This is a genomic window from Rahnella woolbedingensis, from assembly GCF_003602095.1.
Classification (GTDB): Bacteria; Pseudomonadota; Gammaproteobacteria; order Enterobacterales; family Enterobacteriaceae; genus Rahnella; species Rahnella woolbedingensis.
Window position 1 is genome coordinate 74,799 of sequence record NZ_RAHH01000023.1, and the last position, 26,975, is coordinate 101,773.

General features: G+C 53.2%; 26 protein-coding genes and 1 pseudogene. 6 read left to right on the forward strand and 21 right to left on the reverse strand.

The features are described 5' to 3' along the window. Positions 1-15 precede the first annotated feature (15 nt). The 5 genes from D6C13_RS18350 to flgB form a co-directional block, all read right to left on the reverse strand. On the reverse strand, positions 16-771 hold the full coding sequence (locus D6C13_RS18350; RefSeq protein ID WP_120134136.1) for a flagellar basal body rod protein FlgF: 756 nt from the start codon (positions 769-771) through the stop codon (positions 16-18). 35 nt (positions 772-806) lie between these two features. Further along, positions 807-2,051, reverse strand: coding sequence for a flagellar hook protein FlgE (gene flgE, locus D6C13_RS18355; protein ID WP_120134137.1), 1,245 nt, complete (start codon positions 2,049-2,051; stop codon positions 807-809). Positions 2,052-2,128: 77 nt separating this feature from the next. Further along, the gene (gene flgD, locus D6C13_RS18360; RefSeq protein WP_120134138.1) at positions 2,129-2,833 is read right to left on the reverse strand and encodes a flagellar hook assembly protein FlgD; all 705 of its coding nucleotides are present in this window, start codon (positions 2,831-2,833) and stop codon (positions 2,129-2,131) included. A gap of 11 nt (positions 2,834-2,844) precedes the next feature. Further along, entirely contained in the window at positions 2,845-3,249 is a 405-nt protein-coding gene (gene flgC / locus D6C13_RS18365) for a flagellar basal body rod protein FlgC (RefSeq protein WP_112289801.1), read from the reverse strand. A 6-nt stretch (positions 3,250-3,255) separates the two neighbouring features. Then, positions 3,256-3,666, reverse strand: coding sequence for a flagellar basal body rod protein FlgB (gene flgB, locus D6C13_RS18370; protein WP_112289799.1), 411 nt, complete (start codon positions 3,664-3,666; stop codon positions 3,256-3,258). A 164-nt stretch (positions 3,667-3,830) separates the two neighbouring features. Here flgB and flgA point away from each other — a divergent pair, with 164 nt between their 5' ends. The 3 genes from flgA to D6C13_RS18385 all read left to right on the forward strand — a co-directional run bounded on the left by flgA (position 3,831) and on the right by D6C13_RS18385 (position 5,520). Then, positions 3,831-4,571 carry a flagellar basal body P-ring formation chaperone FlgA gene (flgA, locus tag D6C13_RS18375; protein WP_167458048.1) on the forward strand — a complete coding sequence of 247 codons (741 nt, stop codon included), beginning with the start codon at positions 3,831-3,833 and terminating at the stop codon, positions 4,569-4,571. 158 nt (positions 4,572-4,729) lie between these two features. Beyond that, positions 4,730-5,032, forward strand: coding sequence for a flagellar biosynthesis anti-sigma factor FlgM (gene flgM / locus D6C13_RS18380; protein WP_112289796.1), 303 nt, complete (start codon positions 4,730-4,732; stop codon positions 5,030-5,032). A gap of 50 nt (positions 5,033-5,082) precedes the next feature. Beyond that, positions 5,083-5,520 carry a flagella synthesis protein FlgN gene (locus D6C13_RS18385; protein ID WP_120134140.1) on the forward strand — a complete coding sequence of 146 codons (438 nt, stop codon included), beginning with the start codon at positions 5,083-5,085 and terminating at the stop codon, positions 5,518-5,520. Between the two features lie 66 nt (positions 5,521-5,586). Here D6C13_RS18385 and D6C13_RS18390 read toward each other — a convergent pair. The 3 genes and pseudogenes from D6C13_RS18390 to chaB all read right to left on the reverse strand — a co-directional run. Beyond that, positions 5,587-5,781: pseudogene (locus D6C13_RS18390) on the reverse strand (helix-turn-helix domain-containing protein); the annotation flags it as partial. Between the two features lie 115 nt (positions 5,782-5,896). Further along, the gene (locus tag D6C13_RS18395; RefSeq protein ID WP_120134141.1) at positions 5,897-6,586 is read right to left on the reverse strand and encodes a gamma-glutamylcyclotransferase; all 690 of its coding nucleotides are present in this window, start codon (positions 6,584-6,586) and stop codon (positions 5,897-5,899) included. A 362-nt stretch (positions 6,587-6,948) separates the two neighbouring features. Continuing rightward, positions 6,949-7,182, reverse strand: a complete 234-nt coding sequence (gene chaB, locus D6C13_RS18400) for a putative cation transport regulator ChaB (protein WP_120134142.1) — start codon at positions 7,180-7,182, stop codon at positions 6,949-6,951. Between the two features lie 478 nt (positions 7,183-7,660). Between chaB and chaA the strand changes: the two genes are divergently transcribed. Further along, entirely contained in the window at positions 7,661-8,761 is a 1,101-nt protein-coding gene (chaA, locus tag D6C13_RS18405) for a sodium-potassium/proton antiporter ChaA (protein ID WP_120134143.1), read from the forward strand. A gap of 629 nt (positions 8,762-9,390) precedes the next feature. On the opposite strand, the gene D6C13_RS18410 is transcribed toward chaA, so the two are convergent. The 5 genes from D6C13_RS18410 to D6C13_RS18430 form a co-directional block, all read right to left on the reverse strand. Beyond that, complete coding sequence (locus tag D6C13_RS18410; RefSeq protein WP_112291735.1) at positions 9,391-9,630, reverse strand: hypothetical protein; 240 nt, start codon at positions 9,628-9,630, stop codon at positions 9,391-9,393. A gap of 96 nt (positions 9,631-9,726) precedes the next feature. Next, positions 9,727-10,407, reverse strand: coding sequence for a respiratory nitrate reductase subunit gamma (narI, locus tag D6C13_RS18415; protein ID WP_095922190.1), 681 nt, complete (start codon positions 10,405-10,407; stop codon positions 9,727-9,729). Beyond that, complete coding sequence (narJ, locus tag D6C13_RS18420; protein WP_120134144.1) at positions 10,404-11,126, reverse strand: nitrate reductase molybdenum cofactor assembly chaperone; 723 nt, start codon at positions 11,124-11,126, stop codon at positions 10,404-10,406. Before narJ ends, narI begins: the two co-directional genes overlap by 4 nt. After that, positions 11,126-12,661, reverse strand: a complete 1,536-nt coding sequence (gene narH / locus D6C13_RS18425; protein WP_120134145.1) for a nitrate reductase subunit beta — start codon at positions 12,659-12,661, stop codon at positions 11,126-11,128. The genes narJ and narH overlap by 1 nt, the downstream gene beginning before the upstream one ends. Next, a complete protein-coding gene (locus D6C13_RS18430; protein WP_120134146.1) occupies positions 12,658-16,434 on the reverse strand; it encodes a nitrate reductase subunit alpha in 3,777 nt (1,258 codons plus the stop codon). Before D6C13_RS18430 ends, narH begins: the two co-directional genes overlap by 4 nt. A gap of 384 nt (positions 16,435-16,818) precedes the next feature. Between D6C13_RS18430 and D6C13_RS18435 the strand changes: the two genes are divergently transcribed. Further along, positions 16,819-17,838: a transporter gene (locus D6C13_RS18435; protein WP_120134147.1), complete on the forward strand. Its 1,020-nt coding sequence runs from the start codon at positions 16,819-16,821 to the stop codon at positions 17,836-17,838. 5 nt (positions 17,839-17,843) lie between these two features. On the opposite strand, the gene D6C13_RS18440 is transcribed toward D6C13_RS18435, so the two are convergent. Continuing rightward, positions 17,844-19,547, reverse strand: coding sequence for a chloride channel protein (locus D6C13_RS18440; RefSeq protein WP_120134148.1), 1,704 nt, complete (start codon positions 19,545-19,547; stop codon positions 17,844-17,846). Positions 19,548-19,742: 195 nt separating this feature from the next. Here D6C13_RS18440 and D6C13_RS18445 point away from each other — a divergent pair, with 195 nt between their 5' ends. Further along, positions 19,743-20,600, forward strand: coding sequence for an autotransporter outer membrane beta-barrel domain-containing protein (locus D6C13_RS18445; protein ID WP_120134149.1), 858 nt, complete (start codon positions 19,743-19,745; stop codon positions 20,598-20,600). 33 nt (positions 20,601-20,633) lie between these two features. Here the strand turns inward: D6C13_RS18445 and tcyN are convergent, their stop codons facing one another. The 7 genes from tcyN to fliB all read right to left on the reverse strand — a co-directional run bounded on the left by tcyN (position 20,634) and on the right by fliB (position 26,909). Beyond that, complete coding sequence (gene tcyN / locus D6C13_RS18450; protein WP_120134150.1) at positions 20,634-21,386, reverse strand: L-cystine ABC transporter ATP-binding protein TcyN; 753 nt, start codon at positions 21,384-21,386, stop codon at positions 20,634-20,636. Then, positions 21,383-22,051, reverse strand: coding sequence for a cystine ABC transporter permease (gene tcyL / locus D6C13_RS18455; protein ID WP_120134151.1), 669 nt, complete (start codon positions 22,049-22,051; stop codon positions 21,383-21,385). The genes tcyN and tcyL overlap by 4 nt, the downstream gene beginning before the upstream one ends. Positions 22,052-22,216: 165 nt before the next feature. Then, positions 22,217-23,017 (reverse strand): cystine ABC transporter substrate-binding protein, encoded by an 801-nt coding sequence (tcyJ, locus tag D6C13_RS18460; protein WP_120134152.1) that lies wholly within the window; start codon positions 23,015-23,017, stop codon positions 22,217-22,219. Positions 23,018-23,152: 135 nt separating this feature from the next. Continuing rightward, entirely contained in the window at positions 23,153-24,163 is a 1,011-nt protein-coding gene (locus tag D6C13_RS18465; RefSeq protein WP_120134153.1) for a D-cysteine desulfhydrase, read from the reverse strand. Positions 24,164-24,332: 169 nt separating this feature from the next. Next, on the reverse strand, positions 24,333-24,839 hold the full coding sequence (fliZ, locus tag D6C13_RS18470; protein WP_095922218.1) for a flagella biosynthesis regulatory protein FliZ: 507 nt from the start codon (positions 24,837-24,839) through the stop codon (positions 24,333-24,335). Positions 24,840-24,893: 54 nt separating this feature from the next. Then, positions 24,894-25,616 (reverse strand): RNA polymerase sigma factor FliA, encoded by a 723-nt coding sequence (locus D6C13_RS18475; RefSeq protein ID WP_120134154.1) that lies wholly within the window; start codon positions 25,614-25,616, stop codon positions 24,894-24,896. A gap of 273 nt (positions 25,617-25,889) precedes the next feature. Then, positions 25,890-26,909, reverse strand: a complete 1,020-nt coding sequence (fliB, locus tag D6C13_RS18480; RefSeq protein WP_120134155.1) for a flagellin lysine-N-methylase — start codon at positions 26,907-26,909, stop codon at positions 25,890-25,892. Positions 26,910-26,975: the final 66 nt, after the last annotated feature.

Sequence of the window (26,975 nt, forward strand, 5' to 3'; positions counted from 1 at the left end):
ACTCCTCTGCCATCATCAGCTCATTGACAGCAGATTGTTGGCACTCTGTTCATTTTCATCGACGCTGTGGATGACTTTCATTTGCATCTCAAAGCGACGGGCGTTGGCAATCATGTCAACCATGGTCGACACCGGATCCGCGTTACTGCCTTCGAGTGTTCCTGGCATCACGTGGATTGTCGGGTCGGCCTGTAAAGCGGCACCACGCGCCAGCGCCGTGGCCGGGGTCGGACGGAACATGCCGTCGTCACCTCGGGTCACTTCGCTGTTCGCGGCTTTCACCAGCTTGAGCTTACCGAGCTGCCCCATAGTGTTCGGGTCAGCGCCGGCTTCGAGCACGGCGATGGTGCCGTCCGCAGAAATCGTGAGCTGTGAGTTCGGCGGAACCTCGATCGGGCCGTTATCCCCCATCACCGGATGACCCTGAACGGTCAGCTGGTTAGTCGGAGACACCTGCATGTCGCCGTTACGGGTATAAGCTTCAGTGCCATCAGGCATCTGCACCGCAAGGAAACCGTCCTGCTGTAAAGCCACATCCAGCGGACGGCCGGTGTAGTTAAGTTTGCCTTGCGTCATGTCGGCGCCCGGCGTAGACGCCGTAACCAGCGTACGCGTAGGCAGGCTTTCACCTTCCACCGGCACCGCGCGCATAGCTAAAAGTTGCGAGCGAAAGCCGGGTGTATTGGCGTTAGCAAGGTTGCTTGACGTGACCGACTGCTGAAGCAGTGTCTGGCTCGCTGCGCCGCTTGCGGTGTAGATAGCGTGATCCATAGTGCTGCCCTGTTCTCAAAGTAAAAAAGAGCGTCTTAACGCAGGTTAACCAGCGTGTTCAGGATGGAGTCCTGAGTTTTGATGGTTTGCGCATTCGACTGATAGTTACGCTGAGCCACGATCATGTTCACCAGTTCGGCACTCAGATCGACGTTGGAAGATTCCAGCGCACCGCTGGTCATGCTGGCGAACCCCCCCGCGCCCGCCACGCCGTTCACGGCCTGACCGGAAGACGACGTTGCCGTCCACACGTTATTACCTTCAGATTGCAGACCTTCCGGGTTAGAGAAGGAGCTCAGGACAATTTGTCCCAGCAGCTGCGTTTTCTGGTTGGAGTAAGTCCCGGTGATGGTGCCGTCATCGTTGATGGTGTAGCCGGTCATCTGGCCTGCGGCGTAACCGTCCTGCGTCAGGGAACCGATGCTGTCGCTGCCGGTGCTCTGCTGGATACTGCCGGTGAAGTTCAGGCCAACAGACTGCGGAGTCACAGTGCCGTTAGTTGCCGTGTTCATCACGATGGGCAGGGAGCCGTCGGCGTTGATGGTGCCGTCAGCCTGAGTTGCGCTTTGCAATGCACCGCTGGTATCAAACTGCAGCGTACCCATTTTGGTGGCGGCAGAACCGGCCACGCTGCTGTCGAGCGAGTACAAGTCCCAGCTGTTAGACGCGGTTTTCACAAAGTACACGTTGTTGTCGTGCGCGTTACCCTGCGAGTCATAGGTGGTGATGCTGTTGACGTAGTTGTAGGTGGTGTCGTCGTTGGCGTTAAACGTCTTCGCCGCCGGGATTGCCGTGTCGGTTGAGTTCAGGTTAGCGACCATGGTGGCTGCGGTAGTGGCTTTCGCACTCATCATGGTGGTCGGAATGGCCAGCGCGCCAGGCTGCGCACCGGCGGCAATGGTCGGTGGCGTACCCGTTGCCGGATAACCTGTCACGCTCAGACCCTGCGCGTTCACCAGATTGCGGTTAGCATCAAGAGAGAACTGGCCGTTACGTGAGTAATAAACGGTGCCGCTGCTGTCGGCCAGACGGAAGAAACCGTTGCCGCTCAGAGCCACATCCAGACCACGGGAGGTGTTAGTTGTGGTGCCATCGTTAAAGTTCTGCGTAACAGCCGCGACTTTAACGCCCATGCCTGCCTGAGAACCGGCAAACATATCGGCGAAAGAAGCGGTCGCTGTTTTGAAACCCACGGTGGCGGAGTTGGCGATGTTGTTACCGATCACGTCCAGGTCGGTGGATGCCGCGCTGAGACCGCTGACTGCTTGTGAAAAGCTCATGTTAGCTCCATTTACTGTGTGTAGTGTTTTCAGCTCCTCTCCCGGCTAAGGGGGAGAGAGCAGTCTGAGTGTTTCGCTTACAAGATCTGGCGAACTGAATCGACGGAAGCGGTTCCCCGCACCCCGAGATCCAGCGCTGTCGTGCCTGATGAACTGGTGATGACACCATTGACCAGCGCGTAGTTAAGCGGTGTCGCCACCATTTGCTGACCGTTGTTCAGGGCATTGATACTGAAGGTATAGCTGCCATCCGGTGCTTTGGTGCCATCTTCCTGCGTGCCGTCCCAGGTATAGCTGTGTACACCGGCGGTCTGGGAACCCAGACTGATGGTCTTAACAACTTTACCGGTGGAATCACTGATGGTGGCGGTCGTGGTATCCGACGCTGTTTCCAGCTCAAAACCGAATGGCGTTGTACTGACGGTGCCGTCGGTATCGCTGCCGACCAGAATGGCGCTGCCGGAAACCATCACGCCGTGACCGATCAGGGAGCTGGCCTGTACGGAAGAACCGCTGGTGATTTGTCCCGAAATACTGCCGAGCGTGGTGTTGAGTTTTTCAATGCCGCTCACGGTGCTGATTTGCGCCAGTTGGCTGGTCAGCTGACTGTTATCCATCGGATTAGTCGGATCCTGGTTTTTCAGCTGTGCGACTAACAGCGTCAGGAAACTGCTGGATAAATCATCGGCAGAACTGGCGCCTGTAGTGGACGAACCGCCGGAACTGGTGCTGGCGATCGTGGTGTTGTCTGTGGTGTCATTAATCGACGTAGTAATGGCCATGGTTCGCTCCGCTATTGCCCCAGAGTGAGAGTTTTCATCATCAACGACTTGGTGGTGTTAAGCACTTCGACGTTGGCCTGATAACTGCGGGAAGCGGAGATGGTGTTCACCATTTCGCTGACCACATCTACGTTTGGCATCTTCACATAGCCCTTGGCATCCGCCATCGGATTGCCCGGCTGGAAGACCAGACGATCGGGAGACGGGTCATCAACGACCTGCGCCACTTTCACGCCGCCCGTTTCCTGACCAGGAGCCGCATCAACCTGAAAAACAACTTGCTTCGCTTTGTACGGCTGGCCATCAGGGCCGGTCACACTGTCGGCGTTGGCCATGTTACTGGCGCTGACGTTCAGGCGCTGAGACTGCGCGGCAAGCGCAGAACCGGCGATATCAAAAATACCGAGCATTGACATGGGTTATTATCCTTGCAGCACCGACATCATCCCTTTGATCTGGCCGCCAAGGACGGTCAAATCGGTCTGATAGCGCACGCTGTTATCCGCAAAGTTTGTACGTTCACGATCCATATCGACCGTGTTACCGTCGGCTGAAGGCTGGTCAGGGATCCGGTACATCAGATCCATATCTGCAGGCTGGACGTTCGAAGCCGGAATATGACGATCGGATGTCAACGCTAAAGACATCCCGCTGCCACTCGCGCGCCCCTGCTCCATCACCTTCTGCAACTGACTGGCGAAATCGATATCGCGCGCCTGATACCCGGGGGTGTCGGCGTTGGCAATATTGGCTGAAAGTATTTCTTGCCGCTGGGCACGCAGGTTGAGCGCTTCCTGTTGGAACTGTAGTGCGGCGTTCAATTTGTCGAGCATGCGCCCTCCGCAAAGTGAGATTTTGGAGTCGACAGCATAAATGCGAGTGTCAACTACCTATCGTCTGAATAAGCGTAAAATCGTCCGCTATTTGTTCCTTTAGGAATTGAAAAGTGCGCGTAGACTTGTCGCCAGTAGTAAGTTGGCACAAAGGTAAATTGCGTATGAACAGGCAGAGAATTCGTCGTTTCGGTATCACACTGGGCAGCATCATTCTGGGTGCAACATCCGGTGCGGCGAGCTATGCACAGCCTTTGCCCGTGAAAAACGAGCAGGTCAGAAACGTGCCTGCTTCGGCGAACAGCGATACACTGTTGTCCTCGCAAATTCAGCAGTTCTTCCGCCAGCAATATGCGCAAAGTGGGATGCAGGTCACGGTGCTGGTCAGCACGCCAGCGGCGCGACAACCGCAGTGTCTGTCACCCCAATTTATGCTTTCTCCCAACAGCCGTACCTGGGGCAATGTTTCAGTGGCGGTGAACTGTAACGGGCATAAAAGTTATGTGCAGACCAAGGTGCAGGTGAGCGGCAACTACTGGGTCGCGGCGAAAAATGTGCCGTCAGGTGCGCATCTGGCAGAAACGGATTTGCAGCAAAAAACCGGACGTTTGGATTTATTGCCACCGAAAGCTATTCTCGACAGCAAGCAGGCGATAAATGGCATTACGCTGCGTAATATCAGCATTGGTCAGCCGTTGACGCTTTCGATGCTGCGACGTCCGTGGATGGTACATGCAGGACAGGAAGTGCAGGTTCAGGCAACAGGCAGTGGATTTAATGTGTCGAGTGCCGGTAAGGCGATGAATAATGCAGCAGCGAATGACTCGGTGCGGATCAGAATGCCGTCAGGCGTAATTGTGAACGGGACAGTCGGCCCGGACGGCTCTGTGACAGTGGAGATTTAGCCCTGTATTGCAACCACTTTTAGGCAAAAAGTTGCAATAAAGACTAAAGTTATTGCGCCACATGTCGATAACAAACGTATCAGAGTCGTCTCACGACGGCATTTTTAGGGTTTTTGTGTTAATTAACCGCCCTGAATACCCTAACCGGAGAAAAGATTATGGCTATCGATCGCACGCAAGGTGTTTCACCTTTAACTTCGATCCAGCAGCGCGACCCTTCTGAAGCTTCTGTTCAGACTGCGCGCAAAGAAGGCACCGTTTCTGGCACCACCACCAGCGGTACGGCGGTGACACTGAGTTCAGCGCAAGCGTCTCTGACTCAGTCCAGTGCTCAGGACATCAACACGGCACGTGTCGACGAACTGAAACAGGCTATCCGTGATGGCAAACTGACCATGGATACCGGCAAAATTGCCGACGCTTTGTTGCAGGACACGCAGGATTATCTCAAAGGTCTTTAAACTGAAGGTTTCAGGATTAGAGACGAAAAGTTGGAAGGTAATAAGGCCCGATGAAGAACTTTATCAAGACCATGACTACCTTGGTTGAAACGTTGCAAGCTCTGGATCAAGTGATTAATCACGAACAAACGATACTTTGCTCGGGCCGCGTTAATGGTGCTGCCCTGCAACATATTACCGAGCAGAAAAGCTCACTGTTAGCTACGGTAGACTATCTTGATAAGCAGCGTCGTCAGCATGACGAGCGCCTGAAGCAAACTGCCCCCTATTCCCGTCAGCCGGAAATCGCGGCAATGTGGAAAAACGTGGTGCAGCTGACCACTAAGCTGAGTCAGATCAACCGCCATAACGGCATGTTACTGGGCAAACAGATTGCCTATAACACCGAGGCGTTGGCTATCCTCAATGCCAGCCAGACGCAGAAATTCTACGGACCGAACGGGCAGGAAACCGTCTCGGGGCAAACCGTACGCAAAATCTCTGTGTAGAGCCAGACGGGGGGAAACTTTCCCCTCTGCATTCCTTCCGCTCTGCAAATTCCGATACGCGATTTTTTAAACCAGACTCGCCAGCTGCTCTAAGGTCGCAGGGTCTTTTTGGACCAGCTTTATCAGCAAAATAGCCTGCCTGTTTGGTTTCGCTCTGCCCTGCTCCCAGTTCTGATAAGTTGTCAGCGCGGTTTGCAGGTAATAGGCGAAAACCGCCTGCGAGATATTCAGGTTCTCGCGGATCTCTTTTAATTCCTCAGCGGTCAGCCTCACTTCACGCGCCTCTTCACGGAGAAGAAAGCCGAAAGGCGTCAGAAATAGCAGGAAGGTCAATGCACTGTGCAGAGGGCCCGCGCAGTTTGAAAGAGGAATGCCTTTAACTCAGGCCGGGTACATCAAAGCCGGGCGTCACCGACAGCAGCAACCGCACCTGTTTTACCAGTTCGCTCATGCAGTCATCACTCATGCCGTAATTGTTCAGCTCTTTTTCAAGAGCAAACAAATACTGCGCATTGGTGCCGAGAGGACCGCTGGCCTGAGCAATCAGAGGGGCGATAACCTGATAATCTGTGTCAGCTTCGTACTGCGGGTGTGAGGAGTCCATGATAAACACCAGCGCCGTCACCTTGCGGCCATCGTCGAGTTCTAACTCGCACCAGGTCGGGCGATAGCAGCCGGTCAGCATTTCACGCTTCCACAGCAGTTCGAGTTCTTCGTGAAGTTTGTCTTCCGGCAAACGAAACGCCAGACCGGTAGTCTGACCGCCATCACGCAGCGCCAGCATACGGCCCGGTTGCGCGTGGGTTCCACGTCCTGAAGTCAGACGTAAACAGAAAGCACGGTGAAAACCATGCAAAGTGGCAGGCCGCGCTTCTTCGGAATCAAAAACCGGATTCCACATCAGTGAACCGTAGCCAAAAATCCAGACGGGACTGTTATCGGGGCGACGCGCCAGCGTGCAACTCAGTGAGGCAGCACGTTGTTCAGGGGTCAGTAGCATCGATTCATCAATGCTGCCGAATGCTGTTTTACAATCTGCGTTACGCAGGAAATCTCGAGTTAACATTCATTCCCCCTTCGGTACGACTTACTTTTGAACATGCCATGCTGTTGACGCTGTGTTCTCCGCTATCGTGGTTGTGAACTTGTCGTTGTTGACTGATCGGGTTATCGGACCGTTTTCGCTTTAACTTGAGGCATCGCCAAAGTGAATTAAGAACTTTGGTATAGCCCTGCATACTGGAACCTTATTCGTTTCTTTCGTTGCAATCAAGATTGAGGGCGGTCACAAAACGAAAATAAAATGATTATTTTGTGAACATTGTAAGAATGTTGACATTTCGAGGGGAAATAACATCAAAACAGGCGGGATAATGCGGCGGGACGTGAAACTGGCGGGTCAGGCGTTTTCCAACCCGCCGCCGGACATCAGGATTTTTTCGGATGCCATTTGTCGTCATCACCTTTTTTGTAACCGTGTTTAACCGCGGCCCACGCCACTTTGTGCGCGGTCTCTTCGCGGGAATCATCGCCCTGACGATCTTTGGGCTTGGCATACTCATCCCACGCGCTGTTAAAGGCTTCTTTATAGATGTCCTGCGCATGTGCAGGAAGCACATTGCGAACGGAGTCAGGCAACGCTGAGCGGTTCTGATAAGGCATAACTTGCTCCTTTTTCATGACCTTCATGATCGTTACATTTTATGTGTGCGGTGCAGGCACACAGGCCTAAGTCTAGCGGCTACCCTCAAATCACTCAGCCAGATTATTCCCGATTTCAGACTGCAGGCGTAAAAAGACCTGATCTCTCCATCTTTTCGTGTGGGTATAGAGATGATTTACAAAAATTGACGCATTAGCCTTATAAAAACATTAATAAATATTAACCCCTTGTTTTTATGTTATTTAAATAACCAACAATGAAAATTAAGTTAAGATAAAACTGACATTTAGTGGATTCATAAAGCAATAAATAACTGTCATGCAGGATTTTACTTATCAGTCATGACAATAATCTGTTAACAGATTAATTTATCTACTATACTTAACAGGTTACAACTTTATGCTGCTATGCATTTTGCTTACAACCGACAGACAGGCGGTTGTGAATTCGTAAGTGTTTATAAGGAGAATAATCATCATGGTGTCTTCACAGGAACATCCAAAAGTAAAAACCCGCCATCAGGAATACTCCCTGATTTTCCCTATTGCTGCCCTCGTCGTTCTGGTCCTCTGGGGCAACAGCAGTAACTTCGCCTCCGTTGTGGGCATCAATTTAATCGCGCTGGTCGGTATTCTCGCCAGCGCCTTCAGCGTGGTACGTCATGCCGACGTACTGGCACATCGCCTGGGCGAACCTTACGGCTCACTCATCCTCAGCCTTTCAGTGGTCATCCTCGAAGTCAGTTTGATTTCGGCCCTGATGGCGACAGGCGATGCCGCACCGGCGCTGATGCGTGACACCTTATTCTCAATCATCATGATTGTGACTGCCGGTCTGGTAGGCGTCGCCCTGCTGCTCGGTGGCCGTAAATTTGCCACGCAGTATGTGAATCTCGGCGGCATCAAACAGTATCTGATGGCGATTTTTCCGCTGGCAGTGATCGTCCTCGTGCTGCCTGCGGCGCTGCCGGCAGGTAACTTCTCTACGCCACAGGCGTTGTTCGTTGCGGTGATTTCGGCGGCGATGTACGGCGTGTTTCTGCTTATCCAGACCAAAACCCACCAGAGTCTGTTTATTTACGAGCATGAAGATGAAGGCGAGGAAGATGGCCACGGAAAGCCGTCGTCGAAGAGTAATCTGACGCACACGCTCTGGCTGATTGTTCATCTGGTGCTGGTGATTGCCGTCACCAAATTCAATGCTAACCCGCTGGAAAGCCTGCTGACCGAACTGAACGCCCCTGCGCAGTTCACCGGTTTCCTGGTGGCATTGCTTATCCTTTCACCGGAAGGTCTGGGTGCATTAAAAGCCGTTCTGAAGAATCAGGTACAGCGCGCCATGAATTTGTTTTTCGGCTCCGTGCTGGCGACAATTTCACTGACCGTGCCTGCGGTTACCGTGATTGCCACGCTGACCGGTCAGGAACTGATTTTCAGCCTGGATCCGGCTAACATTGTGGTGATGCTGGCGGTAATGATCCTGTGCCAGATATCGTTCTCCACCGGACGTACCAATGTGCTTAATGGTACGGCGCACCTGGCGTTGTTCTGCGCATATATGATGTTGATCATGCTCTAAGTGTTCCGGCGGTGGCCAGAGGTCAAAACCTTGGGTTGCCACCCAAACTGGCCTTGAGGCCAAGGTCGTGGGCGTCGGCCCACACCGACCAGAGACCCGGTAACGCGCGGGCCTCTGGACTCCGCGCTTTTTCACTGCGCGCTATCGCGGGCAAAAGGGACATGTCCTGTTGCATCAGTGAGTGGCGCAAAATGTCATCGCTGCGCGATCCCCGAATTTCAGGTGTCGAGCCTCAGGTCTCGAACCATTCATTCGGTGCCATTTTTGAGCACGCCAATCAACTTTTCTAAAAGATGAAAAACGAATTTAAGATTGTGCGGGCGGTTCAGAAATCTTGCTGAACGGAGCGGCTTCGAGACCTGTGGCTCGAAGACCGAGAGAAGGAACCGCGCAGCGGCAAGATTTCCAGCCTGTCACAGTGGTCCCTGAAACATAGCCAGCGAGCGGAGCGCGAAGTAAAAGAGCCGGAGATTCTTAAGAGGCGCGGCGATAGGCGCCTCTTGAGGCCAGTTTGGGTGGCAACCCAAGGTCTTGTCGGTGTGGGCCGACGCCCACGGTCTTGAATTTGAAGTTGAAGTTGAAGTTGAAGTTGAAGTTGAAGTTGAATTTAAGGTTATTCAACCTCGACCTCAGATCTCCCCTTTCTTCTTTTTGTTCCGGATCACCAGCCAGCTGATCAGCGCCATCACGCAGCCGATAAAGATAAACCAGATGCCCAGCATCAGTTGCGGTGCCATTTCGCCCGGCGGGGTTTCGGGGCTGCCGACCACTAAACCGTGAATCGTGGCAACAATACCGATAACCAGTAAAATCAGGCTGTTACGAAGTAAACGACGGGCTACGGTCATAGGTTGTCTTGGGGTGGCCATCAGATGCGTCCTTGAGCAATAAAAAAAGATAAGGGCGCATCATAGCGCCCTTCGTTTTTATGTCAAAACCGTCAGTTCACAATCCGTGAAGGTCAATCAGCGACGATTGCGTACCAGTTGATAACGGCGGGTTAGATATTCCACCGGCGCGCTCCAGATATGCACCAGACGGCAGAACGGGAACAGCAGGAATAAGGTCATTCCCAGCACCAGATGCACGCGGAAGATAAACGCCACGCCGTCCAGATGCGCTGCCGCACCGCCACGGAAGGTCACGACCGACTGCGCCCAGCCAACCAGTTTCATCATTTCACTGCCGTCCATATGCTGCGCGGAGAACGGGATAGTGCTCAGCCCCAGCGCACACTGCACCACCAGCAGAATGATGATCATGATGTCACCAAAACTGGAGGTCGCACGCACACGCTCGTTGCTCAGACGACGCCACACCAGCATACCGCCGCCGATCAGGGTCATCACGCCACACGCACCACCCGCCCACATCGCCATTTGCTGTTTCACCGGCACCGGCAGGAAGGATTCATACATCCAGTGCGGTGTCAGCATCCCGAAGGCGTGACCGGCAATGATGCCGAGAATACCGACGTGGAACAGCGGCGAGGCAATGCGCAGCGTTTTTTTCTCCAGCAACTGACTGGAGCCTGCGCGCCAGCTGTACTGACCGTAGTCGTATCGCAGCCAGCTACCGACCAGAAATACTGTGCCGCACAGATACGGATAGATATTAAAAAAGAAATTGTTGAGGAAGTCGGTCATTTGCGTGGTTCCCCCGCAGGCGTGTCATCAAGGTTCAGATACTGTGGTGCGACCGCACCGGCAAAGCGTTTCTGGTGCGCGGCTTCTTCACCTGTCGCACAACTTTGCTCACCGAGGAATTTGATTTGCTCCTCTTCCCATACCGCGTCCAGCGCGGCAGGCGTGTCATCACGAGCTTCCTGTTTGATGCTTTCGCGTACCGTTGCGGTGGCGATATCACTGCCGGACAGCGCCAGCAGCAAATCAAACAGTTCAGCGTAATGGCTGTCGCGTTCCTGCAAACGGGCACTCAGCAAGGCCAGAATAGGCGCGATATCCCGCAGACCGTCACAAGCCTGTTGTTCGTCACGCGTGGTGAGATATTCCAGATACAGTGGCAGGTAATCCGGCAGCTCGCGGCTGTCGATTTCAAGGCCGGCTTCGCGGTATTGCTCCATCAGATCGACCATTGCCTGACCACGGTCACGAGATTCACCATGCACGTGTTCAAACAACAGTAACGACGTAGCACGGCCACGGTCGAACAAACCGGTGTAGGCCGACTGCGCATCCAGCAGATCCTTTTTACAGAAATCCGTGATATACAGCGCCAGATCCAGACGCTGTTCTGAGTTCAGTTCAGCTGACTGCGTGACTGCCTCGAGAAGCTCCATCTTGTGTTCCCACAGATCGTCAGACGGATAATCCAGCAGCAGGCCGATGATGCGTAAGCTGTTCATTAGCCCTTCCTTTCTGTTTTCGCGCCGATGTCGATGGCATCAATGCGTTTACTGTTGAACAGGTTGAATTTGGTGTCGCTGCCGTGACAACCGTCACCGAAGCTGAAACCGCAGCCTTTGGCTTCCGGGAAAGCTTCCCGCGCCTGTTCACGATGACTGGAAGGCACCACGAAACGGTCTTCGTAGTTGGCAATCGCCAGATAGCGATACATTTCTTCCGCCTGCGCCGCAGACAATCCGACCTGTTCCAGCGCGCTGGTGTCCGTTACGCCATCCACCGTTTCAGCACGTTTGAAGTGACGCATCGCCAGCATACGTTTGAGCGCACGCAATACCGGTGCGGTGTCGCCCGCCGTCAGCAGGTTCGCCAGATATTGCACAGGAATGCGCAGGCTCTCGACGTCCGGCAGCACGCCGCTGTGCGGTAAGGCACCCGCGTCGGCAGCAGACTGAATCGGAGACAACGGCGGCACGTACCAGACCATCGGCAGCGTGCGGTATTCCGGATGCAGCGGCAGTGCCAGCTTCCATTCAATCGCCATTTTGTACACCGGCGACTGACGCGCGGCGTCCATGACCGACAACGGAATGCCGTCTTTTTCAGCCTGGGCAATCACTTCAGGATCGTTCGGATCGAGGAAGATGCTCATCTGGCTTTCGTACAAGTCTTTGTCGTTTTCGACCGATGCCGCTTCAGCGATACGGTCGGCGTCATACAACACCACGCCGAGATAACGGATACGGCCGACACAGGTTTCGGAACAGACCGTTGGCTGGCCCGCTTCGATGCGCGGATAGCAGAAAATACATTTCTCTGACTTGCCGCTTTTCCAGTTGAAGTAGATTTTTTTGTACGGACAACCGGTCAGGCACATACGCCAGCCGCGGCATTTGTCCTGGTCGATCAGTACGATGCCGTCTTCGCCGCGCTTATAAATCGCGCCGCTCGGACAGGTCGCCACACACGCCGGATTCAGGCAGTGTTCGCACAGACGCGGCAGGTACGCCATAAAGGTGTTTTCGAACTCGCCGTACATTTCTTTCTGCATGTTGGCGAAGTTCTGATCGGCAGAACGTTTGCTGAACTCAGTGCCCAGATCGTCTTCCCAGTTCGGGCCGCCGACAATTTTCTTCATACGTTTGCCGGTCAGCAGCGAGCGCGGACGGGCCACTGGCTGATGTTTACCGTCTTTCGCGGTGTGCAGATGCTGATAATCAAAATCAAACGGCTCGTAATAATCATCGATTTCCGGCATGTGCGGGTTGGCGAAAATTTTATGCAGCAGGTTAGCTTTGTTGCCCATACGCGGCTGCAGTTTGCCGTTGATTTTGCGGATCCAGCCGCCCTTCCATTTTTCCTGGTTTTCCCAGTCGTGCGGATAACCCAGACCCGGTTTGGTTTCCACGTTATTGAACCACGCGTATTCCATCCCTTCGCGGCTGGTCCAGACGTTTTTACAGGTCACGGAACAGGTGTGGCAGCCAATGCATTTGTCGAGATTCAGCACCATGCCGACTTGTGAACGAATTCTCATTTGGCTTGCTCCTGTACTTTTTTAGGGAGGACGGCGTCCTGCACGTAGTCATTGCCTTCATCGTCTAACCAGTCGATGCGGTTCATTTTGCGCACAATCACGAACTCATCGCGGTTAGAACCGACCGTGCCGTAGTAGTTGAAACCGTAAGCCAGCTGCGCATAACCACCGATCATATGGGTCGGTTTCGGGCAAACGCGGGTCACGGAGTTGTGAATACCGCCGCGCTGCTGGCTGATTTCCGAGCCCGGAATATTCACGATGCGTTCCTGCGCGTGATACATCATGGTCATCCCCGCCGGTACGCGCTGGCTGACCACCGCACGGGCACTCAGCGAGCCGTTGGCATTGAAGGCTTCGATCCAGTCGTTATCTTCGATACCCAGTTTTGTCGCATCGTCTTCACTCAGCCAGACAATCGGACCGCCGCGACCTAAAGTCAGCATCAGCAGGTTGTCGCTGTAGGTGGAGTGAATGCCCCATTTCTGGTGTGGCGTCAGGAAGTTCAGCGCCATTTCCGGGTTGCCATTTGGCTTGGCATTCAGCAAAGGCTGCGCCGCGCGGGTGTCGATTGGCGGACGGTACACCAGCAGGCTTTCACCGAAGGCACGCATCCACGCGTGATCCTGATAAAGCTGCTGACGGCCGGACAGCGTGCGCCATGGGATCAGCTCATGCACGTTGGTGTAGCAGGCGTTGTATGAAACGTGTTCATCTTCAAGCCCTGACCACGTCGGACTGGAGATGATTTTGCGCGGCTGCGCCTGAATATCGCGGAAGCGGATTTTCTCGTCTTCTTTATTCAGCGCCAGATGCGTATGGTCGCGGCCGGTATTGGCACTCAGTGCCGCCCAGGCTTTAACCGCCACCTGACCGTTGGTTTCCGGTGCCAGCGTCAGGATGACTTCTGCCGCATCAATCGCGGTGTTAATCATCGGCTGGCCTTTGGCGGTGCCGTCCGGTTTGGTGTAATTCAGTTTTTTCAGTAAATCGACTTCGCTGTCGGTATTCCAGCTGATGCCTTTACCGCCGTTACCGAGTTTTTCCAGCAACGGTCCGACCGAGGTGAAGCGCTCGTAAGTATTCGGATAATCACGTTCAACGGTCATCAGATGCGGTGCGGTTCTTCCCGGGATCAGGTCACATTCGCCTTTTTTCCAGTCTTCCACACCAAACGGCTGCGCCAGTTCAGCGGCAGAATCGTGCTGGATAGGCAGAGTGACGAAGTCAGTTTCCACACCCAGATGACCGACACAGACGCGGGAGAATTCTTTGGCGATGCCTTTGTAGATTTCCCAGTCGCTTTTCGAGTCCCACGCAGGATCGACAGCCGCAGACAGCGGATGAATAAACGGATGCATATCCGACGTATTCATATCGTCTTTTTCATACCAGGTGGCGGTCGGCAGAACGATGTCGGAATACAGACAGGTGCTGGACATACGGAAATCAAGCGTCACCACCAGATCCAGTTTGCCTTCACCGCCCTGCGCCTGCCATTCGACTTCTTCCGGCATCACACCGCCCTGAATACCTAAATCATCTCCCTGAATACCGTGTTCGGTACCCAGCAGATATTTCAGCATGTACTCGTGGCCTTTACCGGAAGAACCCAACAGGTTGGAGCGCCAGACGAACAGGTTACGCGGGAAGTTCTGCGGATTGTCCGGCTGTTCGGCGGCAAAACGCACGCTGCCTTCTTTCAGCGCGGCAACGGTGAAATCAGCCGGGGATAAACCGGCGGCTTTCGCCTGTTGGGCAATGTGCAGCGGATTAACGCTGAGCTGCGGTGCAGACGGCAACCAGCCCATACGCTCGGCGCGCACGTTGTAGTCGATCATGCTGCCGGTGAATTTGGATTTATCCGCCAGCGGGGACAGCAGTTCCTGCGGCGCGACGGTTTCGTAACGCCACTGGCTGGAATGGTTATAGAAGAACGAGGTGCTGTTCATCTGGCGCGGCGGACGCTGCCAGTCGAGGCCAAAGGCCAGCGGCTGCCAGCCGGTTTGCGGACGCAGTTTTTCCTGCCCGACGTAGTGTGCCCAGCCGCCACCGCTCTGACCGACGCAACCGCAGAAGACCAGCATGTTGATAAGGCCACGGTAGTTCATGTCGAGGTGATACCAGTGGTTCATCCCGGCACCGACAATGATCATCGAACGACCGTGGGTTTTGTTGGCGTTATCAGCAAATTCATGTGCGATACGCTCGATGTTCTGCTGCGAAACCCCGGTGATTTTCTCGGCCCAGGCTGGCGTATAGGCTTTGATTTCGTCATAGCTTTGCGCGCAGTTTTCATCGTTCAGACCGCGTTCAATACCGTAGTTTGCCAGCGTCAGGTCATACACGCTGGCGACCAGACCGGTGCTGCCATCCGCCAGTTGCAGGCGTTTGACCGGCAGTTTGTGCATCAGGATTTCATCCAGCGCTACGCTGTTGAAATGCTCGCTGACTGCGCCGCCGAAGTACGGATAACCGACGCTGACCACTTCATCGTGGTCGTCGAGCAGGCTCAGCTTCAGGCTGACGTCGTTGTTACCTTTCCCTTCGCGGGATTCCAGATTCCACCGGCCTTTTTCGCCCCAGCGGTAACCGATAGAACCTAACGGAGACACCAGTTCGCCGGTGTTTTCGTCAAAGGCGATGGTTTTCCACTGCGGGTTATTTTCCTGACCCAGATTATCTACCAGGTCAGAGGCACGCAGCATACGGCCTGCGGCATACGAACCGTCTTCGCGCGGTTCGAGCATCACCAGCATTGGCATGTCGGTGTAACGACGCACGTAATCGGTGAAGTACTGGCTTGGATTATCGATATGGAAGGATTTGAGGATCACATGGCCCATTGCCAGCGCCAGTGCGCTGTCGGTGCCTTGTTTCGGTGCCAGCCACTGGTCGCAAATCTTGGCGATTTCGGCGTAATCCGGCGTAATGGCAACGGTTTTGGTGCCTTTGTAGCGCACTTCAGTAAAGAAGTGGGCGTCCGGCGTACGGGTCTGCGGAACGTTAGAACCCCAGGCGATAATATAAGAAGAGTTATACCAGTCAGCCGATTCCGGCACGTCGGTCTGCTCGCCCCAGGTTTGTGGGGAAGCCGGTGGCAAATCGCAATACCAGTCGTAGAAGCTCAGACACACGCCGCCAATCAGCGACAGATAACGAGCGCCTGAAGCATAAGACACCATCGACATCGCCGGAATTGGCGAGAAGCCGATAATACGGTCCGGGCCGAAAGTCTTGGCGGTATAGACGTTGGACGCCGCAATCAGCTCATTTACTTCCTGCCAGCTTGAACGCACAAAACCACCGCGGCCACGTGCGGCTTTATATTCTTTGGCTTTTTCCGGCTGGTTGATGATCGAACCCCAGGCATCGACCGGATCGCTGTGTTTCAGTTTGGCTTCACGCCATAACTGGATCAGCTTTTTGCGCATCAGCGGATATTTCAGGCGGTTTGCACTGTAGAGATACCAGGAATAGCTGGCGCCACGCGGGCAGCCACGCGGTTCGTGGTTCGGCAAGTCCGGACGGGTGCGCGGATAGTCGGTTTGCTGGGTTTCCCAGGTGACCAGACCATTTTTAACGTAAATCTTCCAGCTGCATGAACCGGTGCAGTTCACACCGTGAGTAGATCGCACCACTTTGTCGTGCTGCCAGCGGCTGCGGTAGCCGTCTTCCCAGTCACGATTGGTATCCAGCGTCTGGCCATGGCCGTCAGCGAAAGGTTCAGCTAGCTGTTTGAAATAGCGAAACCGGTCAAGAAACTTGCTCATCCGGGACTCTCCTGTGCAAAGGCCTGTGGCGCTTTGTCATTATGTGAATGGCGGGGAATACAACTTCATTGCTCAATATGGCCTCAGGGTATGCACGCGCGGGAGCCTGCCTTTTGATTGCGATCAACGCCTGCGCGTCATGTATTTATTTACATAACGCTAAATACCCCCAAAGAGGTATAAATACAAATGAGTTTAACTTTATGATTTATAGATAATATTTTCATGAAGAGACATAAAGGGAAGGCGTGAAGCCAACAAAAGGAAAATTGGGGGTAATGCCTGCTGAATATTACAAAATTGTGAAATTAGCAGTCAGGATATTGTATTTATGCCGATGTCTGGCGTAATGGTGCCACCTGTTTTCGCCACCAGAAATCCTTAATGCAGACAGAAAAACCCGCCGTTCTCAATTTCAATGATGAAGTCACCGGAATGATTTACGGCTTCGTTTTTCGCCCTGACCACCCTGCCGAACGCGTTTCTTCGCAACAGGTGCAGGAAGCTTATCAGCAGATTTGCCACGACAAAGGGTTTGTCTGGATCCACGTTAACCTTAATCACGCCATGTCTGAGAAATGGTTAAAGAAGCATTTTGGCGTCGGAGAAGTATTCTTTGAAGAAATTCGGGAGGGTTCCCGCAGTACGCGTATTGAGCGGCTCGACGATACATTACTGGCGGTGCTCAACGACGTAATTTTTCGCCCGGATGAAACCAGCGATGAAGCCTCGACGCTGTGGCTGAGTTGCCATCAGCAACTGGTGGTCACCGCACGCCATAAACCGGTGCGGCTGATTGAGCAGTTATTCAGGCGGCTGGATCATCTGAATATTACATCGCCAACTGCGCTGCTGGTGCATCTGCTGGAGGAACAGGAAGATTTGCTCGAGCAGATTGTCCGGCGCGCTAATCAGTACGTTGATACCATCGAAGAGCGGCTGCTCAGCCATCATGTGAAAAAGAACCGCGCCAATCTCGGGCGTTTGCGCCGCATGTTGCTGCGGTTTCAGCGTTTGCTCGCGCCAGAACCCACGGCGCTTTTCCGCCTGCTCAACCGTCCGCCCGCCTGGATTGCCCCTTCCGTGGTGCAGGATTTACGGCAGTTTGCTGAAGAATTTTCAGTGGTGCTCAATGATTTGATTGCACTCACCGAGCGCATCCGGTTGTTGCAGGAAGAAATCACCTCACGCCAGATGGAGCAAAGCAACCGCACGCTGTATGTGCTGACCGTAATCACCGTTCTGGCGCTGCCGATCAATATTGTGGCGGGATTTTTTGGGATGAACGTCGGGGGAATTCCGCTCGCCGGCAATCACCACGGTTTTATTCTGCTGGTGGTGATTGTCGGGATGTTTACCCTGCTGGCCGGCTGGTATGCGTTTAAGCGTCGGGATGACGGTTAAACGCGTTACAGAAAATCTTTGGCCTTATTCAAAAGGGAGGCTTTGGTGATCACGCCCAGCAGGCGGCGCGATTCGGCGTTTTCCAGCACCGGCAGGCGCTCAAGCGGTGAGTTGCTGAACATCGCCCACGCCTGCTCATAGCTGGCCTGCTGGAAAATGGTCGTGAACTCCTGCTCGATATATGAATCCATCGGACTGTCGGATTTCACGCTGCCATCAATCAGCCCGGCGGCCACCACGTTAGTCGGGACCACACCGAGAAAACGCTCTTCCCGATCCACCACATACACATAGCGCGTGCGCTGTTTCAGCCCCTCACTGACCACTTCAGATAACGAAGCATCCACGTACATCTTCGAGCACGGTGAAATCAGCGAGGCCACCGTGCTGTACTCAAACTCATTTTTCGCCGCAAACCGCGCGTTATGCCGCGTCAGCACCGGATAGGTACCACCGACTTTGAGGCGCGATGCCACAACATAAGAAATCGCCGTCGCCAGCATCAGCGGGAACAGCAGCGAACTGTTGAGGGTCATTTCAAACGCCATCATGATCGACATCAGCGGCGCGTGGCTGGTCGCCGCCAGCAGCGCACTCATGCCAATGGCGGCGTAAAGCCCGACCGGACCGGGATCAAACCCCAGCCATTGCAGAAATGTACACACCAGCGCCCCGCCCGCTGCGCCAATCAGCAATGATGGCGTAAACAATCCGCCCACCGCGCCGGAACCGATAGTAATCGCCGTGGCGACAATTTTCAGCACTAACAGCGCCAGCAGCGACGTCTGTAAATTGCCGTTATTGAGGATTAAGTCGATGACCTCAAAACCGTTGCCGAGCACCAGCGGCGACATCATCGCAATCAGCCCGACGCCCAGCCCGCCCAGCCCCAGGCGCAGCGCCGGATGCGAAATCGGAGTCATCCAGTGCCGGACTTTATCAATAGATGAAATGAATAGCGGCCCGAGGATCCCCGTCGCCACGCCGATAATCAGTACAGTGAAAATAGCACCGAGAGACGGGCTGAAAGACACCGAGGAATAAAGATACAGCGGCGCGTAGTCAGTCAGTGAACGCACGGTCAGTACCGCAACCGACGCCGAGATAAACAGTGGGATCAACCGCTGAACGGCGGTCACGCCAAACGCGATTTCCGCCACAAACAGCGCACCGGCAAACGGCGCGTGATAGACCGCTGCCAGCCCGCCCGCCGCGGCCATCGCGATAATATCCGACTGGTGGACGCCTTTAAAACGCGAAAAACGTCCGAGCAGACTGCCGCTCAGCGCAGAAAGCTGCACCATCGCCCCTTCCCGTCCGATAGAACCGCCGCTGGCAATACTGGCCAGTGACGACAATCCGCGCAGCACGGTGCTGACAACCGGAATGCCCGGCAACCGCTGATCGATAACATCCAGATAATCCGGCATCTTGCCGTGCTTATTTTCATAACGCACTGCCAGGATCAGGATAAAACCGGCAATCACACCACCTGCTGTGGTGATCAGCGGCCAGATAATTTTCGGATATTCGTTGAAAGCTTTGGTGATGTCGCTGCCGTCGGTAAACATCAGGCCGTTGACGCCCGAAATTGCCCCGCGAAAAGCAATCGTCACCAGCGCGGCGACTATCCCGGCGGGAATGGCAATCAGCAGGTTAATCAGATCGCTCTTTTGCAGGGATTCAGGATTAAGGGCTTTCAGCGTCATAAGATCTCATCATGGAAACAAGGGGCGCGGGTAAGAGTATCAATTTACAACAAAACTGTGAAAATTTCGGTAATACCTGACGAACCCAAAATAGCAGGCGCTCCTGCCTGTGACATTTATTATCCGGGGCATATTTTATATTTGTCAGCGTCATCTACATTTATTGTATGTATTCCGTTAAAAGAAGAGCGCACCATGCGCCAGAAAAAAATTTGCGGGTCCTGTGGTTTGCTGCTTTGTCTGGCGTGTTTTTCTGCGCATTCGCAAACATCTATTCCCTCTGCCTCGAAAACTGTTGTTCTGCACACACTGACGCCTGCTGAGTCTGCCTTTTTTGTGCCCGCAAAAAACCAGATGACCGCCACATCCGGCGGCACCGAAATACTTTCCGGCCAGTTTGCCACAGACGACAGTCTGGGGATCGGCGTCATGGCCAGTGATGGCAACGCGCACAGCAATGGCGTTTACGCTACCTGGTACCAGAATGCCAAAACGCAGAATGGCATATACGCCGGAAGCTGGCTGCAATACAGCCGGATGAACGCCAGCGTCGAGGGCGAACCGCTGTCATCTGATAATTATGACATTCGCGGCTTTCGCGGCTCACTGGAATCGGGTTACCGGCAGCCTGTCTGGCACGGTGAAGAGGGCGATGTGTTTATTACACCGCAGGCCCAGCTCGTCCTGAACGGGCTCAGCGCGGACGTTGAGAACAACGGTGCACACATCAGTTCCGGTAGTGATAACAATCTTCTCAGCCGGCTGGGGATAAAAGTTTCGCGGGACGGCGTCGCCAGCGATGACAGCACCAGCGGGAAATTATTCACCACTTACGTCGAGGCAAACTGGCTGTATAACACCGATCCTGCCAGCATCAGTTTTGATAACGAAAAAGTCAGAGAAGTCGGCACCACGAATGTCGGGGAAGTGAAACTGGGTATGGAAGGCAAGCTGAATTCTAATCTGGACGTGTGGAGTAATGTCGGGCAGCAGATAGGCGGCGAAGGATACAGCGATTTATCGGCGGTGATTGGGGTGAATTATCAGTTCTGATCAACCCTCCCCATCACCGGGGAGGGAGCAAAATCAGTGCGCTAAAAACTTCTCGAGGAACTGTTTGGTACGGGCGTGTTGCGGATTTGAGAACAGTTCTTTCGCTGGCCCCTGCTCTACGATCCGCCCCTGATCCATAAAGATCGCCCGGTCCGCCACATCGCGTGCAAAGCTCATTTCATGGGTCACAATCACCATCGTTCGGTGCTCGAGCGCCAGCGCACGGATGGTGTTCAGTACTTCACCGACCAGCTCCGGATCCAGTGCCGAAGTCGGTTCATCGAACAAAATTACTTCCGGATCCATCGCCAGTGCGCGGGCGATAGCCACTCGTTGCTGCTGACCGCCGGAGAGACGTCGCGGATAGGCATTTTCTTTGCCGTTTAATCCGACCTTGTCCAGTAACTGACGTGCGTTGGCGATGGCCTTTTCTTTCGGCTCGCCCTTCACAATCACCGGCCCTTCAATGATGTTTTCCAGCACGGAACGGTGCGGGAACAGGTTGAAGTTCTGGAAAACAAAACCCACCTGTTTGCGCAGTTCGCGCACTTTATCTTTTTGCTTGCTGATAGGCTTACTGGCATCAATTTCGATATTACCGACCTTGATGGTGCCGCCGTCCGGTTCTTCCAGCAGATTAATACTGCGCAGTAAGGTAGTTTTACCGGAACCGCTCGGCCCGATAATCGCCACCACTTCACCGGCATTCACCTGCAAATCGATACCGTGTAACACCGTCTGCTTGTTGAATTTTTTAGTCAGTTGCTTTACGTCGATAGTGCTCATGAAGGCTCCTGATCCTGACGGTTAACGCGGTCTTCCAGACGGTTTTGCAGGAAGGATAAAACGGTCGCCAGCACCCAGTAGATGATCGAGGCAGCGAGATACATGGTGAATACTTCCAGCGTGCGCGAGGTGACCAGCTGCGCCTGACGGAACAGTTCCGGCACCTGAATGGTGGCCGCCAGCGAGGTATCTTTCACCAGACCGATAAAGCTGTTGCCGAGCGGCGGAAGTGCCGTGCGCGCGGCCTGCGGTAAAATCACGCGGCGCAGCGTCTGCCACGGGTTCATCCCAATACTCGCCGCCGCTTCCCACTGCCCTTTTTCAATGGACGAAATCGCCGCACGCAGGGTTTCAGAGGTATAAGCCGCGGTGTTTAATGACAGGCCAATCATCGCCGCCGGAATAGGATCCAGCTCAATGCCAAACTGTGGCAGGCCGTAATAGATCATAAACAGCTGGGCAATCAGCGGAGTTCCACGAAATACGGAGACGTAAAAACGTGAAAGCCATGACAGGGGCCAGAAATGCGAAAGGCGCATCAGCGCCAGCATAAAGCCAAGGATCAGGCCGAACACCATCCCGCCCAGACTGAGCTGAAGCGTAAACAGTGTCCCTTTTAATAAAAATGGTGCTGAATCCAGCACCAGTTGAATACTTTCTTGCATCTAAGACCTTTAGATTTTCTGGATCTTTGAGATATTCACATATGCTCTAAATAAATGAACTTGCATCAAGGCAGCAAGTGCGCGAGCCCCGATGAGCTTACACAGGTAAGTGATTCGGACGAGCAAGCGCAGCTAACGCCGAGGCAAGTTCAGTTATGACGAGCATTATTTAGTGACGTCAGCGCCGAACCACTTTTCAGAGATTTTTGCCAGCGAGCCGTCTTTCTGCATTTCAGCAATGGCGGTGTTGATCGCCCCCAGCAGCTCCGGGTTATCCTTACGGACTGCCACACCAGATTCCTGACGGGAGAACGGTGCGCCTGCCACAGCTAAGGTATCGCCGGTTTTCTTCACCAGATCCAGCGCTGCCAGACGGTCAACCAGAATCGCATTAATACGGCCTACGCGCAGATCCTGATATTTAGTCGGGTCATCATCATAAGTACGGACATCAACACCCGGCACGTTCGCACGCAGCCACTGTTCGTAGTTGGTACCCAGACCCACGCCGACTTTTTTGCCTTTCAGATCTTCAGGTTTGGTAATTGACCCTTCAGCGCCCTTCTTCACCAGCGCCTGAATACCGGACACAGTGTACGGCGTAGAGAAATCGTATTTTTTCTCGCGCTCAGGGGAAATGGTCACCTGGTTTATCACCACGTCGATACGCTTGGATTCCAGCGAAGCCAGCATACCGTCCCATTTGGTCGGTTGCAGTTTGGCTTTCACGCCCATGTGCTGTGCCAGCGCTTGAGCGAATTCCACTTCAAAGCCGGTCAGTTTGCCGTCTTCCCCCTGGAAACTGAACGGAGGATAAGTGCCTTCCAGACCGACAATCAATGTGCCGCGATCTTTGACTTTCTTCAGTAAGCCTTCATCTGCAAAGCTGTTGCTGATAAGCCCGCTAGATAATGTCACGGCCACTGCCCCGAGGACTAAACGACGACGTAACGCTGAAAAACCCATATTCACCTCAATTATTGTTCATTATAAAAAGTTATATGCCTTACTGATTTGCGCACAGTAGCACCGGTGGCATCAGTTATCAGGAATATAATTCTATAATCTTAGCTCAAAAAAGCATAAGCGTATTTTAGGCGATTAAACCTGCGGATGATAAGCAAACAGTGCCGGTGCGCCACCGGTGTGAATGAACAGGATCGGGCCTTCATCCGGGAACAAACCGCGCTCAATGCCGTCGAGTAATCCGGCCATTGCCTTGCCGGTATACACCGGATCCAGCAGCATGGCTTCCTGCTCCGCCAGCAATTTCACTGCCGCCATACCGGCTTCGTTAGGCTCACCGTAACGGGGGGCAAAATACTCATCCCACAGGATGACCGGCGGAATCTTTTCATCAAACTGAAGCTCTGTTGCCACTTCGCGGGCAATGGCTTCCACTTTAGGGCGCTGCGCATCGGCAGAGCGTGACACTGTCACACCGATCAATTGTGTATCCGGCATCAGATGACGCAATGCAACTGCCAGCCCGGCGTGCGTACCGGCGCTGCCGGAAGCCACCACCACCGCGCTGAAATCAACAAAATTAGCCGAAGACTGTTCGGCAATTTCCAGCGCACATTGTACATAACCCAGTGCACCCAGCGCGTTAGAGCCACCTATCGGCACAACGTAAGGGCGAAAACCCTGCGCTTCCAGACGTTCGGCCTGTTCTGCCAGCTGCGCCATTGGGTCATCCAGCGCGTCACACATCACCACTTCCACATTAAATAAATCGAGCAGCAGACGGTTGCCGTTAGTCAGATAATTGGCTTCGGTGGTGCCGATTGGGTTTTCCAGCAGCGCCACACATTTAAGGCCCAGCTTGGCGGCGACGGCTGCCGTCTGACGCACGTGGTTAGACTGAATTGCCCCGGCAGTGACCAGCGTATCAGCGCCTTCTGCCAGCGCGGCGGCAACCAGATATTCCAGCTTACGCAGCTTATTGCCGCCCAATGCCAGCGGCGTGATGTCGTCGCGTTTGATGTAAATGTCGCGTCCCGTGAATTCCGAGAGGCGATGCAGTTTCTCAAGCGGTGTCGGGCTGCCTAAGAGTTCGAGACGGTCAAAGGCTTCCAGCCGGGTTTTAAGCAATGAAATTTTAGCAGGCACAATGTTCCCCTGACGCACGGACGTGTCGCCGTGCGAAGTCGTTATAGTCGAAGTTGGGTAGAATCTGGAGAATGGCAATAAAGTCAGTATATAAAGAATTTATACTTTGCGCGGAGGGGGATGCAAGACAAAAAAACAGGCCCCCGCAGGAGCCTGTTTGTGTGTTGCGTTAGGCTGATTTCTGCCAGGCCAGATACTGGTCGTATTTGCGCAGCGCAATACGGTAGTTATCGTGGCCCGCCACCGGCAAATCACTGATGATCCGCTGATGGATGCTGTCCCCGGAAAGTTTATCCAGAGGATAGTTATTGGCAGAGAGGATTTCATCCAGACGGCGGAGGCGGACAACGTACTCGCGCACCGTGCTGTGATTCATCTCAGTCTGTTCGAACAGATATTGCTTAAACGCCATAATGTCGAAATAAGACGAATGGCTGTTACAGCTTATCTCACTGCAAAAACGACACAGTGCGGTCAGTTCCTGCGACAGGTTGTGCCACACGTCATCATCAATAGGCTGGTCCATCTTGGCGATGGCCTCTTTATTGATGATTTGCCCGCGAAACACCAAGGCCATCCTGTCGAGTTCTTTTGCGCACTGTGAGCAGTGAGTCTGACTGTGTTTAAAATCTTTAAGATAACGGCTTAAAGGCCTTGTTTTGATTCCCGCTGGCATAAATTTATTCCTGATAAGGGATATAAAATGTATAACCGGCCAGGAAAAAGCGGATCAGTGGTCGTTTGCCAGACGTGTGCGTAAACGCTTAATCGCCTGACTGTGGAGCTGGCTTACCCGGGATTCCCCGACATCCAGCACCGCCCCGATCTCTTTTAAATTCAACTCTTCCTGGTAGTAAAGCGTAAGTACCATCTTTTCCCGTTCGGGTAACGCATCGATAGCTTCCATCACCCGGTGGCGTAAACTGCCCTCCAACAGATGATGTAACGGGTTGGCCTCTTCGTGCCCTTCCATCAATGCCTCGGCAGTATCGCCGTGCTCTTCACGCCATTCGTCATAAGAAAACAACTGGCTGCTGTTCGTATCCATCAATATCTGCCGGTATTCCTCAATAGGAATATCCAGCACCTGCGCCACCTCTCCTTCACTCGGTGGTCGCCCTAATTTTTGTTCTGCGCTATGCATCGCATGGGACACTTCGCGCGCATTACGTCTGACGCTGCGCGGTACCCAGTCGCGGCTGCGCAACTCATCAAGCATCGCACCGCGGATACGCTGGACGGCATAAGTGGTAAACGCCGTTCCCTGCATCGCATCAAAACGCTCAACCGCATTTAACAGGCCGATCCCTCCCGCTTGCAGTAGATCATCTAGCTCTACGCTGGCGGGAAGCCGCACCTGCAAACGCAGGGCTTCATGGCGCACGAGCGGAACATAGCGCTGCCACAAAGAATTTTTGTCTATCACGCCGTCGGCGGTATACAGATCGCTCACTGTCGTAACCTGGCAAATTGAGGGTCAGTATCATTGTGCCAGTGCTAATCGCTGTTCAATCGGCTGAATAAGGCCAGAAAAGCGCGGCTATTTTGATTATGTCTCGCTCATTCTGTTTCTGACCGGCGGACAACGATGCGTAAATCATTGTATAAAAATCAAACACAACATAAAGATTATCCTAAATTATACCAGCGAATGGTTTTCATTTAACCCGGAGAATCGTAAATTTTGGTTAAAAAAAACCCCGCCGGAGCGGGGTTTGTATGAGAACTATACGAGAAGATTGAGAACGCTGAGGTCATCGTTTCGTTTAAAACGGTCAATCTCCTGTGAGAATTTGTCATCAACTTTTTGGTCATGCTGGCGAACGGTGGAATAGCTATACATAACATTGATCAGGTCATCGTCGGTCAGAGTTCCATTTTCCAGCGCGGCAGCAGAAAGAAGTGATTTAATGAAAAAGTAGTCAACCACGATCAGATAAATTTCTTTCAGCAGAGGTTGCTGCCGCTTCATACCAAACTGGTCATGATACAAATGATACTGGAAAAAATTACGCATAATGTAGGGGCGTTGGCTTAACCAAGGGAGTGCAATGCCATCCCAGCCTTTTTTCAATTGTGATAAGCCTGAACTAAGTAGCTCTTCCGTCTTATCAGGCCCGAAAAAATTATTCAGACGGATCATGTAGTCAAGTAACGTATCTTGCCCACGTAATCCTTCCGTTTCTAACATATGCTTCTGCAATCCGAGTAACAATTGCAGCTCTAGCGTTTGCAGCTCTTTTACATTACCCATCGCCTCTCTGAGAGCTCCGGATGCCATCTGAGTGACAATGCTTTCGTATGCATTTTCCATTTGGTCAATTTTTTCATCGAGATTGCCTGTAATTTTCTGATAAAAAATAATGAAGTAGATGATCGCATAAAGGTTCTCCTCAACACGATTTTGCGGCTGCATCATCAAGTTTGCACAAAAAAGATTGACCAGACGCCCCTCCATATCGACAGGAGAAGACGGGTTGAAGTTACTTTTCAGCACTGACGTGGTTTCAAGATTCATGGCTTGTTCGTTGAACAAAATATGCCTGACTGATTCCGGGCAAGACAGATTCAGACTTTTTAATTCTTCATTCTTATAGACTGTCTGCGTTCGCGGATAGGAGGAACAAGTATGACTGAGTGCTTTCGGCCCAGCGACTTTATGTATATAGCAGAGGCTATCTTCTGTGAAGAACGAACAGTTCCCTTCTTCATTGAATTTGATCAGTGCCCACTGGTTGAACCGCACCGGGAATCCTGGAGACTACACTCTTTGAGAGAGGTAACCAGGATGACAAAACATAACCGATTTCCC